A 12,867-nucleotide genomic window follows, 5' to 3' on the forward strand; every position below is an offset into this window, starting at 1 on the left:
CACCCAAGCTGACTCCCCCCTGCCCTCCCAGGGCTGGAGCTGCGCCACTGGGGCGTTGACCGACAAGAGCTTCACATGGAGAGCTTCATAACTTCCATTCACGAGAAGGAAGCTCACAAAGTCACTGACCAGAATGTGAGCCGAGTTCTGGCTGCTCAGCTTGAGGACTGCTTTCTTCCTGAGCGTATTTCATCCATGTCTTGCCTAGATGATTACGCAGTTCCTTACCGATGCGCTCCCCATCCCTGGCCTCCAGGGCTGCCATGATAGCTTCGTGCTCTGCCATGGCTACCGACCACTTATCGTTCTTCTGATTGGAAAGATATCGTACCCGGTACAGTTGGCGACTAAGATTACGGTGGATTTCAACCAATGAGCTATTTCCCGAAAGGGACACGATCCGATTGTGGATCTCTTGGTTGAGCCGGAAGTAGTTCTGGCGATCTCGTCGCAGAAAAGCGGCTTTCATTTCATAATGGAGCGCTTGCAGCTCTGCAATATCGTCATCGGTAGCCCTTGAGCAAGCCAGCTCGGCGGCGGCCTGTTCAAGAATACTCAAGACATGGGCTTTTTCCTTCATGTCTTCTGCACTGACATCGGCCACCACCGCCCCGCGATGAGGGGAGATCACGACCAAGCCCTCGGTAGCCAGAATTTTGAGTGCTTCACGCATGGGAGTGCGTGACACATTCAACTTTTCTGCCAGGGTTCGTTCTGGCAAGCGCTGACCTGGCTGGAAATGATCCATGACAATGTGTTCGCGCAGATAATCCGCCACCTTCTCCACTAGCCCAGCGCGGTTTGTAGACTCTATGTCTTCCATTGGTTAGATCGCAATAGCCCTTATTCAGGGAAAGAATGGCATACCATAGTTACGCTTTCAAATCTTATACTCAAAGAGACTGAAGAATATAATAAATAAAAATCAGCAACTTACGCCTAAAAAAGCAACATTTACGACCAAAGTCTCTATGCCGTCGCGTTGACCTGAAAAATGGTATACCACTACATTGCCTAACAACAGGTTCAATCCATTTTGCATGGATCGCCACGCATATAACCATGGCTTTGCCAAGGTCGCACTGGAGACGTCTTGCATCTCATGAATTACTTACAACATTTTGATTCAGAAAAAATTATTGAGGCATGCATTGCAGGCGCAGGTGATTTCGGGCGTGGCATGCTGCGCCAGGCTAGGCAGATGCGCAACCTGTCAGCACGAATTGCCGTGGATGTGACAGCAGAGATTGCCGCCCAGGCGCTTCAGCGCTCGGGAGTGCCAAGTGACCAAATAATGGTATGCCAAACCAAATCCGAAGCCACCTCAGCTTGGGATAAAGGATTTTTTATCGCAACTGGAAGCTTGGAATCGGTTTGTCATCTTCCTTTTGATGTTGTTGTCGAGTCTACTGGTATACCAGACATTGGGGCTCGTCATGCTGAGATTGCTCTTCAGACCGGTAAGCATGTCGGTATCGCAACCAAGGAAACGGAATCGGTTGTGGGCCCCTACCTCACTCACCTTGCCGAGCGTAACGACCTGCTTTTTACACCATTGGATGGCGATCAACCCAGCTTACTGATTGGACTGGTTACCTGGGCGGAAACCCTAGGATTCGAAATTGTCGCTGCCGGCAAAAGTAGTGAGTACGACTTTATCTGGGACGAGCAAGAGAAGGTCGTCTGGTGTAACGGGATACGCTATGAGGCTAGCGATCTAGAGCGCTTCTGGGCACTGCCCGATAATCAGGAAGTTTCTGCGGTTGCAGCACGCAGCGAGGTGCTTTCGGCCATCCCACAGATTTCAGTTCCGGATCTTTGCGAAATGACCAACGTGGCTAATGCAACAGGACTGGTGCCGGACCGTCCTGATTTTCATGCCATGGTGCTGCGGACGCATGAGGTTCCGACCCTGCTGGATCACGAGCGGTTCGGTGGAGTACTTCAAGGCAGCGGCCGTCTGGAGGTCTTCAACTGCCTTCGTCGCCCCGATGAAGTCAGCTTTGCCGGTGGTGTCTTCGTCATCCTGCGCTGTGAAGACAGCGACTCCTGGGAGTTGTTGCGAAACAAGGGACATGTACTCAGCCGTAGCGGCAATAGCGCAATGGTATACCTGCCGCGCCACTTGCTTGGACTGGAAGCGCCCATTTCCTTGCTGGATGCCGTTCTGAATAAGCTGCCCTCAGGGGGGGGATCAGCAGTCTGGCCTCATGTCGACTTGGTCGCACGGGCTAACCAGGATTTCGCAAGTAGCCAGTTATTGGAGATGAGAGGCCATCATCGCCATATCGAGGGGCTGAGACCCGAAATCCACCAAGGTGCCCCACTATCACATTCCTCCCCCGTCCCCTTCTATTTGCTTCCCGGCGCGAAAATAGTTCGCCCCATTAAGGCAGGGAAACTCATTACGCTTGCCGATGTAGACTTGCCAGAGTCGCATTTGCATCGGCTTCGCTTGACGCAAGATGCCATGTTTTTCAATGACACCTCGTCAATCATGGAACATTCACAAAAGGAGACTTCTTAAATACCAAGCTATTAGACCTTGTATACCTCATAGCAACGAGCATCACCCTAGATAACAAGATAATTTTTGGAGAAGGCCATGTTCATGAAACACTCACTCGTAGCGGCAAGCTCTCTCGGTCTGGCACTGATGTGGAGTGCCTCGGCAACAGTCGCAAGCGATACCGCCGAAGCGTACCCTTCCAAGCCGTTACAATTCTTGGTGGCTGCTGGTGCCGGTGGTGGCACGGACAATTTCGCTCGCACCGTCAAACCGATGCTGGAAAAGGTACTGGATACTCGAGTTACCGTTGTCAATCTACCCTCGGCATCAGGCGCCATAGCTCACCAGCGAACTGCCAATAGTGACCCAGACGGACATACATTGGACTTTTCTTCGTCAACACTGGTGACTTCTCTAGCCGCAGGACAGAACCCCACGGGACTAGACCAACTGACACCGGTTGCTCGAATGCAGTCGGATGTCATGACGTTGATTGTCGACCCGAAGAAATACCCAGACTTCGAGGCATTCCTCAAACATGCCAAGGAAAATCCCGGCAAGGTAATTATTGGCGGCACTCACGCAGCCAGCCCGGACCGAATGGCATTCCTGGCCTTCCGTGATGCCTCCGGCCTGGACATTAACTTTATTCCGTATGATGAAGAAGGTAGCGTTTCCGCCAATGTCATGGGCGGCAATATTGACGGCATGTTTGGTGAAATCAGCTCGACGCTAAGTTACATGGAATCCGGCGAGATGATGCCGATTCTAGTATTCGCTGAAGAGCGCCTGGGCAACTTCCCCGATATCCCCACCACCGTTGAGCATGGCTGGGACCTCACCGATGGCAACGAGCGCGGCGTGTTCGTCAATGCCGATACACCCGACGACATTGTGGCCAAGATTGAGTCTTCTTTAAAGGAAGTCTACAACTCGGATGCCTATCAGAATTATGAAGAAAAAGTGAACCTTCACTATCGTGAAGGCTGGCTGGGTAGCGACGCCTATCGACAAAAGCTGGAACAAAATTATGAGCTCTATAAGCGTCTTCTCGAAGAAAGCTGAGGAATAGCTCAAGCCTTAGCGCATGGATCGGGTTGGCCAGTTTGCTCAATCCGATCCGTATGTCCCACTTGTGCCACATGTACGGCACTTTCTCACCGAGCTCGAACATGCACGCCAAGGTTATGACATTTTCCGCTGCGATAATATTGCTCGCAATTGTGGCGTTAATCCCCACAATACAGCTTCCCAGCGCTGAGGAAGTATCGACATTCATCGGTCCTCGTCTATGGCCTTTGTGCTTGCTAGTTGCCTTGCTGGGGTTGGGTAGCTTCTTGCTGCTATCGACTTGGCGAAGCAATCGCCATGATGCGGCGGGTGAGGGAAAAGAGAAACTATCTGAAACCGTTGATAATAAGTCGATCCTTCCGGCACTCTCGTTGACGTCTACACGTCAATGGTGGCTCATGCTAGGAACTGTTGCCTATACGCTTTTGATGCAAGGCATAGGGTTCCTCCCGGCCACTGTCGTTTTTACGTTGTTTTGCACTTTATTATTAGGGGCTCGTAGCTGGATTGCAATTTTTGCCACAGTGGTGGTTGCTGCCTTACTCATCCAAGGAGTGTTCTCGTACCTCCTCGGAATTCCGCTGCCTTGATCTAGGAGTTGACGATGCTGGAAAGTTTCCTGAGCGGGTTGGCAGTGGTTCTCCAGCCCATGAATCTACTGATTTTGACTTCAGCAGTCTTTATCGGTTTTATTGGTGGCGCCTTGCCCGGCATCAGCGGCGTTATTCTGGTGGTAATCCTGCTACCGGTAACGTATGGCATGGATCCCACTGCAGCTTTCATGTTGCTTACCGCCATTTATGGTTCCACGGTATTTTCAGGACTTATCACTGCCATCCTCTACCGAGCCCCCGGCACACCAGAAGCCGTCATGACAGCGTTCGATGGTTACCCCATGACTCAGCAAGGTCAGGCCGGTAAAGCGCTGGGCATCGGCGTATTGAGCTCTGCCATTGGGGGATTGGTTGGCACCATTGCATTGATTATTTTCACGCCCATGCTAGCGTCGGTAGCGCTCAAGTTTTCTTCCCCGGAATACTTCGCGCTGGCCATCCTTGGCTTGACGGTAGTGGCTTCCTTGGGGGGTCGGCTCATTTATGGTCTTATCGGCGCCTGCCTAGGCCTGTTCATTGCTACCGTTGGCTTCGACCCACTGACAGGCACCAGTCGCTATACCTTTGGTAGCCTGGAACTTGCCGAAGGTGTCGGCTTGATTCCGGTCATTGTGGGGCTGTTCGCTATTTCGGAAGTCATGAAGCGAACCTTGGGTGAGGAGACACACCAGCCACTCAAGAAAGTCAGTGTCAAGATCTTTGATATGCCAATCTTGCGCAAGATTGGCATGACTCTCTCTCGCTCTTCCCTGCTTGGCGTGATCATCGGCATCTTGCCCGGTATCGGGGCAAGCACTGCAGCTATGGTCAGTTACAGCGAGGCAGTTCGTTGGTCTAAAACTCCAGAGAAATTCGGTAAGGGTGCTCCTGAGGGCATTGCAGCGCCAGAAGCAGCCAATAATGCGGCCGCAATGGGTGCCTTGGTTCCTCTTTTCGCTCTCGGTATTCCTGGCAGCGGCACCACTGCCATTATTCTAGGTGCTTTTATCATGCACGGCCTACAGCCGGGCCCCATGTTTATGATGACTAGCAGTGACCTGATCTATGCAGTGTTTGCCGGCCTGTTTATCGTCAACTTCATGATCTTGTTGTTTTCGAAGCCTTTTATTGCTCTGTTCACAAGACTACTGAATATTCCTTATTCGGCCTTGGGTCCCATTATCATCATGTGCTGCATCGTAGGTACCTATTCCGTACGCAACTCAATGTTCGACGTGTGGCTGATGCTAGGCTTTGGTGTTCTTGGATTTTTACTGGAAAAGCTGAAATTTCCGCTGGTCTCAATCATCTTGGGCCTGGTTCTCGGCCCTATTGCTGAAAGCGAACTACGCCGCACTCTTTCAATGTCTCAAGGCGATCTTTCCATTCTCTTTACGCGTCCCATCAGTGCCACATTGATCGTCATCTCGTGTCTACTTCTTGCTGCAGCCATTCTCGTTCCGCTTCGCAAACGGGCAAGACTCAAGACCGCTAATTCTTGATTCAAAAACGGAGAATTCCATGACTCTCGTGCTAGGCGCCATTGCCGACGATTTCACTGGCGCTACGGATCTCGCCAACAACCTGGTGCGGGCGGGCATGCGCTGCATACAGACCATCGGCGTACCGCCCTCAGATCTTGTGCTGGATGATGTAGATGCAGTGATAGTAGCGCTGAAGTCTCGCTCCATCCCAGCAGCACAGGCAGTTTCAGACTCTCTTGCTGCGCTTGAATGGCTCCAAGGGCACAATGCGCGCCAAATATTTTTCAAGTACTGTTCTACTTTTGATTCCACCAATGCCGGCAATATCGGGCCGGTCGCTGATGCCCTCCTCGATGGGCTTGGAGCAACGCAAACGGTGATGGTACCCGCCTTCCCCGCTAATGGACGCACCGTGTATCAGGGGCATCTGTTCGTGGGTGATCGCCTACTGAACGAAAGCGGCATGCAACACCACCCTCTAAATCCGATGATGGATGCCGATCTGGTGCGAGTCCTGGGTCGACAGACCCCTTATTCGGTAGGCCTTGTGCCGCATGCTGTATTGGCGCGTGGCGCAATGCATACACTTGATCACTTGGCACAGCTTTCCACTCAAGGAGTTCGTCATGTGATCTGTGACACGGTAGATGAAAGCAACCTAGATGTCCTAGCTGAAGCCGTCGCCGAGCATGCGTTGGTTACCGGTGGCTCCGGCATCGGTCAGGCCTTGCCTGAACAATATCGTCGCAAAGGCTGGCTAAACGAAGTCAGCGATCCGGGGCACCTGGCACCGGCTTCAGGTAATGCTTTGGTGCTATCGGGAAGTTGCTCAAGGGCCACGTTAGGCCAGGTAAATCATTTCCTTGAGCGTCATCCTGGCGTCGCCTTGGATCCGCTGTTACTCGCCAACGATACCAATCATTGGGAAACTGCCTTGGCTTTTGCTCGACAGCATCTCGCTCATGGCGGTCCAGTTCTGGTTTACGCTTCGGCTGATCCCGAGCGGGTCAAGGCTGCCCAGGTAGAGCTGGGCATTGAGTATGCTGGCGAGCTGGTGGAGCAGGCTCTTGGCCGTATAGCCAAGATATTGGTTTCTGAAGGAGTCGGGCAATTGGTCGTTGCCGGTGGGGAAACATCCGGCGCCGTGGTCTCGGCGTTAGGCATCAGCCAGCTTCGTATCGGAGATCAGATCGATCCTGGTGTGCCTTGGACCCAAGCACCGCTGGAAGGTCGGAATGCACCGCTCTCGCTGGCTTTGAAGTCGGGTAACTTTGGGGGAGAAGACTTTTTCTCGCGTGCCTTCGAGGTGCTAAAGGCAGTGAACGAAGGAACGATATCGGCATGAGCACTCATGACGAAACACGTCTGCGCGATCAAATCGCCACACTGGGTAAATCGCTATTCGACCGGGGCCTGACTATGGGCTCGAGTGGCAATATCAGCGTGCGCACCGATGATGGCGGATGGCTAATGACGCCGACTAATGCCTGCCTGGGGCGCCTCGACCCGGGACGTATATCTCGACTGAATCGCGATGGGCACTGGCATGATGGAGACAAGCCCACGAAAGAAAGTTTCTTGCACATGGCGATGTACGCCGAACGCCCACAGTCTGGAGCAATCGTGCATCTTCACTCGACATATTCTGTCGCCGTCTCTTGCCTTCCCGGCATTGACCCTTGTGACTGTATTCCACCACTCACTGCATACTATGTCATGCGCGTGGGTAAGCTTCCGCTGGTGCCTTACCATATTCCAGGCGACGCTAGTCTGGGCGATGCAGTGAAAGGTCTGGCCGGTCGCCACAGTGCGGTGCTGTTAGCCAATCATGGACCAGTAGTGGCCGGGAAAAATCTTGAGGCAGCTGTCTACGCTACCGAGGAGCTGGAAGAGACAGCCAAGCTTTTCCTGCTAATGCAGGGTAAGAACCCTCGCGGCCTGACCCCCGAACAGGTTGCCGAGCTCGAAGCGCGTTTTCCAAGAGAATGAGCCCCCCGAAGAAAAGGGTAACGCAAACCAACTCAGCCACTGCCCTCCGAGGGCAGGAAGGCATCGCGGTGGAAGGCGATGGCGTTGTCGACTTCCTTGAGGCCGATGACCCCAGGCTGAGGGGGCTCACTCCCCGCCAGGACCTCGAGCACGCTTCTCACGCCCTGTGCCAGGGAGGTGAGGTTGTAGCCGCCTTCCAGGACAAAGACCAGACGGCCATCGCAGTGCTGTCGGGCCAGGGTCTGGAGAATACCGGTCATGGCCCCGAAACCTTCATAGGAAACACTGAGTGCCAGGTCGTTCCAGTGCGGGTCGAATCCTGCCGAAACGAGGATCAGGTCGGGCTGGAACCACTCGGCGGCAGGCACGAGAATGTCCTGACATGCTTTCAGGTAGGCCGTATCTCCTGCCCCGGCAGGCATGGGCACGTTAACTGTGGTGCCCTCCCCCAGCCCGCCACCGATATCTTCCAGATTGCCGGAGCCCGGAAAGAAGGGCGCGGCGCGGTGAATGTCGAAGAACAGCACATTGGGATCGGCCCAGAAGATTTCCTGGGTGCCGTTGCCATGATGCGCATCCCAATCGACGATCATCACGCGTGAGCAGCCAAGTGCGGCCCGGGCATGTGCAGCGGCCACGGCGACATTGTTGAACAAGCAGAACCCCCGGGCACGCACCGGCTCGGCATGGTGGCCAGGTGGGCGAACCAGCGCGAACGCCGATTCCGTGCGCCCGGCCATGACCGCTTCCACCGCAGCCACGGCGGTGCCGGCGGCGACCTCCGCCGCCTCGATGCTACCGGGGGATACAGCGGTCGTGTCCACGTCCAGCCAGGCCTCTTGACCGCGCAATTGATGAATGGCGTCCAGATAGGCCGTGGTATGCACCCGGCTGAGTTGCTCGTATGTAGCCTGGGTACCTGCCTCGAAACGCACCCCGGCGACAGGCTCTCGCTCCAGCAGTTCGAGAATCGCAGTCAGGCGGCCGGGATGCTCGGGATACTTCCAGGCCACCCCCAACCCGGCCAGGGTCTCGCGCAGCCGCTTGTCCATGCGACGCGAAAGAAAGGCGCCATGCCCGTCGGGCTGGTGCGCCAGCACGCGGTCATCGTAAAAGACCGAAACACTGTTCCTCTCAGCCACACCGCCCCCTCGATTCGTGCTCGTTCATGCGCTGTTTTCGCCCCTCTCAGTCTAGCCAATGAATACGAGATGCCTGCGGCAAGATACTTGGCCAAAAGGGGAATCGGCCGCCGCGTTTCGAACCGAGCGGCCAGGCAAGCTACCCTGACGGAGCCGGAGCGCGTCAGAGAAGACAAGTGCGCTGCGTTTTTTGTCAACCGAAGCGATGGTCGCCCATGAAGAAGTTCATCAAGTATTCCCTGCTCCTGCTCGTCATCCTTGTCATCGCCTTGCTGGTGTGGGGGACGTTCGTCGCTCCGTACCAGATCGACTACAAGGAGGAACAGGCAGAAATTCCCCATCTGCCACTGGCATGGAAGGACCGGGAAATAGCATTGATCGCCGATTTCCAGGTGGGCATGTGGCTATCCAACACCGAAACGGTGAAAGACATTGCCGAGCGTCTTGCCCAGCGGCAACCAAGCGCCGTCCTGATCGCCGGGGATTTCATCTATCACCCCATCGGTGATGAGCCCAGGGAAGAGATTCGGGAGGAGCTAGAGAAGGACGACGTCAGGGAGGTCATTCAAGAGCTGCGTCATGCCCTGTCGCTGCTGGCTCCGCTGACCGAGGCCGGTATTCCGGTCTATGCCGTGCTGGGCAATCACGACTACGCGATGGAGAAGCCTGACGATACCAGGCTGGAGTGGCTCGCCCAGCAGGTGGAAACCACCCTGGAGGAGGTAGGTATCAAAGTGCTGGTCAACGAGAGCCTGCCCCTTCCGGCTCCGGGCAATACCGATGGTGACCCGCTGTACCTGGTGGGCATCGGGTCGCACTATGCGAATAACGACGCCCCGCAGCAGGCGTTGAGCCAGTTGCCCGACGATGCGGCGCGGCTCGTGTTCATGCACAACCCCGACAGCTTTTCCCACTTTCCCGAAGGTAGTGCACCGCTGGCCATGGCGGGCCATACCCATGGCGGACAGATCCGGCTTCCGTGGACCTCTGACTGGAGCTGGATGGCCATGCTGGCCAAGAACGATGTGCACACCGATGGCTGGGTCGAGAATTACGGCAAGCCGGGCAACCGTCTTTACGTGAATCGCGGTATCGGCTTCAGCGTGATTCCTGTCAGGCTCAATGCCGCCCCGGAAGTCACGCTGTTCACACTTCAGTGAATGGACTCGTTGGCATTGCGGCCGTACGCGCAATGCCAACTCCCCTTTTATTTTCTCTTACTATCGCCAGGGTTATCCGACAATGGCAATTGTCATCGCTCTGGCGACTTATTTCATGACGCGAATCAAAAAACTTTTAATAATCTCAACGCTTCAGCGTTGCCTTATTGTCCCTCCCCTGAACTTTAATATTTAGATGATCAGCGTTTTAACGCAGCCCAGCGGTGCGCAAGTTTAAAAACCCAACCGTCGTGTTTTATCGGCGCCATGCGTATTTCGCCCGCATTATCAACCCCAACTCGCTTATAACTCCGACCCTTGGCAGGCATTGGTCTAATTGGCCCAAAGTGGCAATAGCTTTTTGCCAACGCGAGTTTTAACGTCGCAGCGAATTGCCGAATCAAGAAGGAACTTGCATGACGCTCGACGTAGTGATTCTCGCCGCGGGGCAGGGTACCCGCATGCGCTCGGCCACGCCGAAGGTGCTGCACCCCGTGGCCGGCAAGCCGATGGTGCGCCACGTGATCGACACGGCGCAGGCGCTGGACGCCGATCGGCTGCATGTGGTGATCGGCCACGGCGCCGAGCAGGTGCGCGAACGCCTCGCCGCCTGCCCGTTGCACTTCGTGGTGCAGGCCGAGCAGAACGGTACCGGCCATGCCGTGGCCCAGGCGCTGGACGGCCTCGGCGACGGCAAGGTGCTGGTGCTGTACGGCGACGTGCCGCTGATCCGGCGCGACACCCTCGCCGCGCTGCTCGACGAGGTCGATGAACGGCGCATGGCGCTGCTCACCGTGACCCTGGCCGAGCCGACCGGCTACGGACGCATCAAGCGCAACGCCCGGGGCGAGGCGGTGGCCATCGTCGAGCACAAGGATGCCTCCGACGCCGAGCGCGCCATCACCGAGTGCAACACCGGAATCATGGCCATGACCGCCGACCAGCTGCGCCGCTGGCTGCCCCGGCTGTCGGCCGACAACGCCCAGGGCGAATACTACCTGACCGACGTCATCGCCATGGCCGCCGCGGAAGGCACGGTGATCGCCACCGCCCAGCCCGCCTCGCCCACCGAGGTCGAGGGCGTCAACAACCGCGTGCAACTGGCGCGCCTGGAGCGGGCCCATCAATGGGCCGAGGCCGAGCGGCTGATGACCGACGGCGTGACGCTGGCCGATCCGGCACGCCTCGACGTGCGCGGCCGCCTGCGCTGCGGCCGGGATGTCGAAATCGATGTCGGCTGCGTCTTCGAGGGCGAAGTCGAGCTGGGCGACGGGGTGCGTGTCGGCCCCTACAGCGTGATTCGCGACAGCCGCGTCGGGCCGGGCTGCGTCATCGAGGCGCACAGCCTGCTCGACGGTGCCACGCTCGACGGCGACTGCCGGGTCGGTCCCTTCGCGCGCCTGCGCCCCGGCACGCAGCTTTCCCGCCACGCCAAGGTCGGCAACTTCGTCGAGACCAAGAATGCCCGGATCGGCGAGGGCAGCAAGATCAATCACCTCAGCTACGTCGGCGATGCCCGGCTGGGTCGTGACGTCAACGTTGGCGCCGGGACCATCACCTGCAACTACGACGGGGCCCACAAGCATCATACCGAGATCGGCGACGGGGCGTTCATTGGCTCCAACACGGCACTGGTCGCTCCGGTCCGGGTCGGCGGTGGCGCCACCATCGGCGCCGGCTCCACGATCAGCCGCAACGTCGATGACGGGGCGCTGGCCGTGGCCCGGGGCCGGCAGATCACCAAGGCGGACTGGCCGCGCCCGCAGAAACAGGCCAACTCGGAACTCAAGGTGGAATTCAGGGAGTAGCACCAATGTGTGGAATCGTGGGAGCGGTAGCCGAGCGCAACGTCCAGGACATTCTGCTCGAGGGCCTCAGGCGCCTCGAGTATCGCGGCTATGACTCGGCCGGCATGGCCGTGTTGTCGGAAGAGGCCCATCTGTACCGGCAGCGCACCGTAGGCAAGGTCGCGATGCTCGAAACGCGGCTTCAGGAAATGCCATTGGCAGGCACGGTAGGAATCGCTCATACGCGCTGGGCGACCCATGGCCGGCCCAACGAGCGGAACGCCCATCCGCACCAGTCCGGCGAGAGCCTGGCGGTGGTGCACAACGGCATCATCGAGAACCACGAGCCGCTGCGTGCCGAACTGGAAGGCCAAGGGTATGTGTTCACCTCCGAGACCGACACCGAGGTCGTCGCCCATCTGCTGGCACGCGAGTTCAATCGCAGCCAGGACCTGCTGACGGCGGTGCAGAGCGCCGTGGCCATGCTCGATGGCGCCTACGCGCTGGCGGTCGTGCACAAGAACCAGCCCGACGTGGTCGTCGGGGCCCGCAAGGGCAGCCCGCTGGTCGTCGGAGTGGGCATCGAGGAGGCTTTCCTGGCCTCGGACCCGCTGGCCCTGCTGCAGGTCACCGACCGCTTCATCTACCTGCAGGAAGGCGATGTGGTGCGTCTCGCCCGGGGCGGTGACATCGCTGTCCACGACACGGCGGGCAATGTCCAGTCGCGCCCGGTGCAGACCTTCGAACACGGCGACGGCGCGGCCACCAAGGACGGCTACCGCCACTTCATGCTCAAGGAAATCCACGAGCAGCCCCAGGTCATCGCCGCCACGCTGGAGGGCCGCCTGACCGAGCGCCACGCGCTGGTGCGCAGCTTCGGCCGCGAGGCCGAGGCGCTGTTCGCCCAGGCGCGCCAGATCCATATCGTCGCCTGTGGCACCAGCTACCATGCCGGCCTGGTGGCGCGCTACTGGCTGGAGAAGTATGCCGGGCTGCCCACCCAGGTCGAGGTGGCCTCCGAGTACCGTTACCGCCAGGTGGTGGTGCCCGAGGGCACGCTGTTCGTGACCCTGTCGCAGTCCGGCGAGACCGCCGACACCCTGGCGGCGCTGCGCTTTGCCCGGGAGCGGGG

11 protein-coding genes are annotated in these 12,867 nt (G+C 57.4%); 9 read left to right on the top strand and 2 right to left on the bottom strand.

Going from position 1 to position 12,867, the window contains the following annotated elements:
- Window positions 1-121: 121 nt before the first annotated feature.
- Window positions 122-823: a GntR family transcriptional regulator gene (locus tag BM194_RS17665; RefSeq protein WP_092849555.1), complete on the bottom strand. Its 702-nt coding sequence runs from the start codon at window positions 821-823 to the stop codon at window positions 122-124.
- A gap of 279 nt (window positions 824-1,102) precedes the next feature.
- Between BM194_RS17665 and BM194_RS17670 the strand changes: the two genes are divergently transcribed.
- The 6 genes from BM194_RS17670 (at window position 1,103) to otnC (ending at window position 7,646) form a co-directional block, all read left to right on the top strand.
- Window positions 1,103-2,527 carry an NAD(P)H-dependent oxidoreductase gene (locus tag BM194_RS17670; protein ID WP_092849557.1) on the top strand — a complete coding sequence of 475 codons (1,425 nt, stop codon included), beginning with the start codon at window positions 1,103-1,105 and terminating at the stop codon, window positions 2,525-2,527.
- A gap of 78 nt (window positions 2,528-2,605) precedes the next feature.
- Complete coding sequence (locus tag BM194_RS17675; protein WP_092849559.1) at window positions 2,606-3,574, top strand: Bug family tripartite tricarboxylate transporter substrate binding protein; 969 nt, start codon at window positions 2,606-2,608, stop codon at window positions 3,572-3,574.
- A 107-nt stretch (window positions 3,575-3,681) separates the two neighbouring features.
- Window positions 3,682-4,170 (top strand): tripartite tricarboxylate transporter TctB family protein, encoded by a 489-nt coding sequence (locus tag BM194_RS17680; RefSeq protein WP_092849593.1) that lies wholly within the window; start codon window positions 3,682-3,684, stop codon window positions 4,168-4,170.
- A gap of 14 nt (window positions 4,171-4,184) precedes the next feature.
- Window positions 4,185-5,675: a tripartite tricarboxylate transporter permease gene (locus BM194_RS17685; RefSeq protein ID WP_092849561.1), complete on the top strand. Its 1,491-nt coding sequence runs from the start codon at window positions 4,185-4,187 to the stop codon at window positions 5,673-5,675.
- 19 nt (window positions 5,676-5,694) lie between these two features.
- A complete protein-coding gene (gene otnK, locus BM194_RS17690) occupies window positions 5,695-7,002 on the top strand; it encodes a 3-oxo-tetronate kinase (protein ID WP_092849563.1) in 1,308 nt (435 codons plus the stop codon).
- Complete coding sequence (gene otnC, locus BM194_RS17695; RefSeq protein ID WP_092849565.1) at window positions 6,999-7,646, top strand: 3-oxo-tetronate 4-phosphate decarboxylase; 648 nt, start codon at window positions 6,999-7,001, stop codon at window positions 7,644-7,646. Before otnK ends, otnC begins: the two co-directional genes overlap by 4 nt.
- 32 nt (window positions 7,647-7,678) lie before the next feature.
- On the opposite strand, the gene BM194_RS17700 is transcribed toward otnC, so the two are convergent.
- Complete coding sequence (locus tag BM194_RS17700) at window positions 7,679-8,788, bottom strand: histone deacetylase family protein (protein ID WP_244891003.1); 1,110 nt, start codon at window positions 8,786-8,788, stop codon at window positions 7,679-7,681.
- 215 nt (window positions 8,789-9,003) lie between these two features.
- Here BM194_RS17700 and BM194_RS17705 point away from each other — a divergent pair, with 215 nt between their 5' ends.
- From BM194_RS17705 to glmS, 3 genes are all read left to right on the top strand, one after another.
- Window positions 9,004-9,948, top strand: coding sequence for a metallophosphoesterase (locus BM194_RS17705; protein WP_092849567.1), 945 nt, complete (start codon window positions 9,004-9,006; stop codon window positions 9,946-9,948).
- A 416-nt stretch (window positions 9,949-10,364) separates the two neighbouring features.
- Entirely contained in the window at window positions 10,365-11,756 is a 1,392-nt protein-coding gene (gene glmU / locus BM194_RS17710; RefSeq protein ID WP_092849569.1) for a bifunctional UDP-N-acetylglucosamine diphosphorylase/glucosamine-1-phosphate N-acetyltransferase GlmU, read from the top strand.
- Window positions 11,757-11,761: 5 nt separating this feature from the next.
- The coding region (glmS, locus tag BM194_RS17715) for a glutamine--fructose-6-phosphate transaminase (isomerizing) (protein WP_092849571.1) at window positions 11,762-12,867 on the top strand (1,106 nt) is incomplete at its 3' end.

It is taken from the genome of Modicisalibacter xianhensis (assembly GCF_900113605.1).
Taxonomy (GTDB): Bacteria; Pseudomonadota; Gammaproteobacteria; order Pseudomonadales; family Halomonadaceae; genus Modicisalibacter; species Modicisalibacter xianhensis.

Bases quoted from the DNA above. Each gene is read 5' to 3' on its own strand.
- BM194_RS17665 (WP_092849555.1), bottom strand. From the start codon at position 823: ATGGAAGACATAGAGTCTACAAACCGCGCTGGGCTAGTGGAGAAGGTG.
- BM194_RS17670 (WP_092849557.1), top strand. From the start codon at position 1,103: ATGAATTACTTACAACATTTTGATTCAGAAAAAATTATTGAGGCATGC.
- BM194_RS17675 (WP_092849559.1), top strand. From the start codon at position 2,606: ATGTTCATGAAACACTCACTCGTAGCGGCAAGCTCTCTCGGTCTGGCA.
- BM194_RS17680 (WP_092849593.1), top strand. From the start codon at position 3,682: ATGCACGCCAAGGTTATGACATTTTCCGCTGCGATAATATTGCTCGCA.
- BM194_RS17685 (WP_092849561.1), top strand. From the start codon at position 4,185: ATGCTGGAAAGTTTCCTGAGCGGGTTGGCAGTGGTTCTCCAGCCCATG.
- otnK (WP_092849563.1), top strand. From the start codon at position 5,695: ATGACTCTCGTGCTAGGCGCCATTGCCGACGATTTCACTGGCGCTACG.
- otnC (WP_092849565.1), top strand. From the start codon at position 6,999: ATGAGCACTCATGACGAAACACGTCTGCGCGATCAAATCGCCACACTG.
- BM194_RS17705 (WP_092849567.1), top strand. From the start codon at position 9,004: ATGAAGAAGTTCATCAAGTATTCCCTGCTCCTGCTCGTCATCCTTGTC.
- glmU (WP_092849569.1), top strand. From the start codon at position 10,365: ATGACGCTCGACGTAGTGATTCTCGCCGCGGGGCAGGGTACCCGCATG.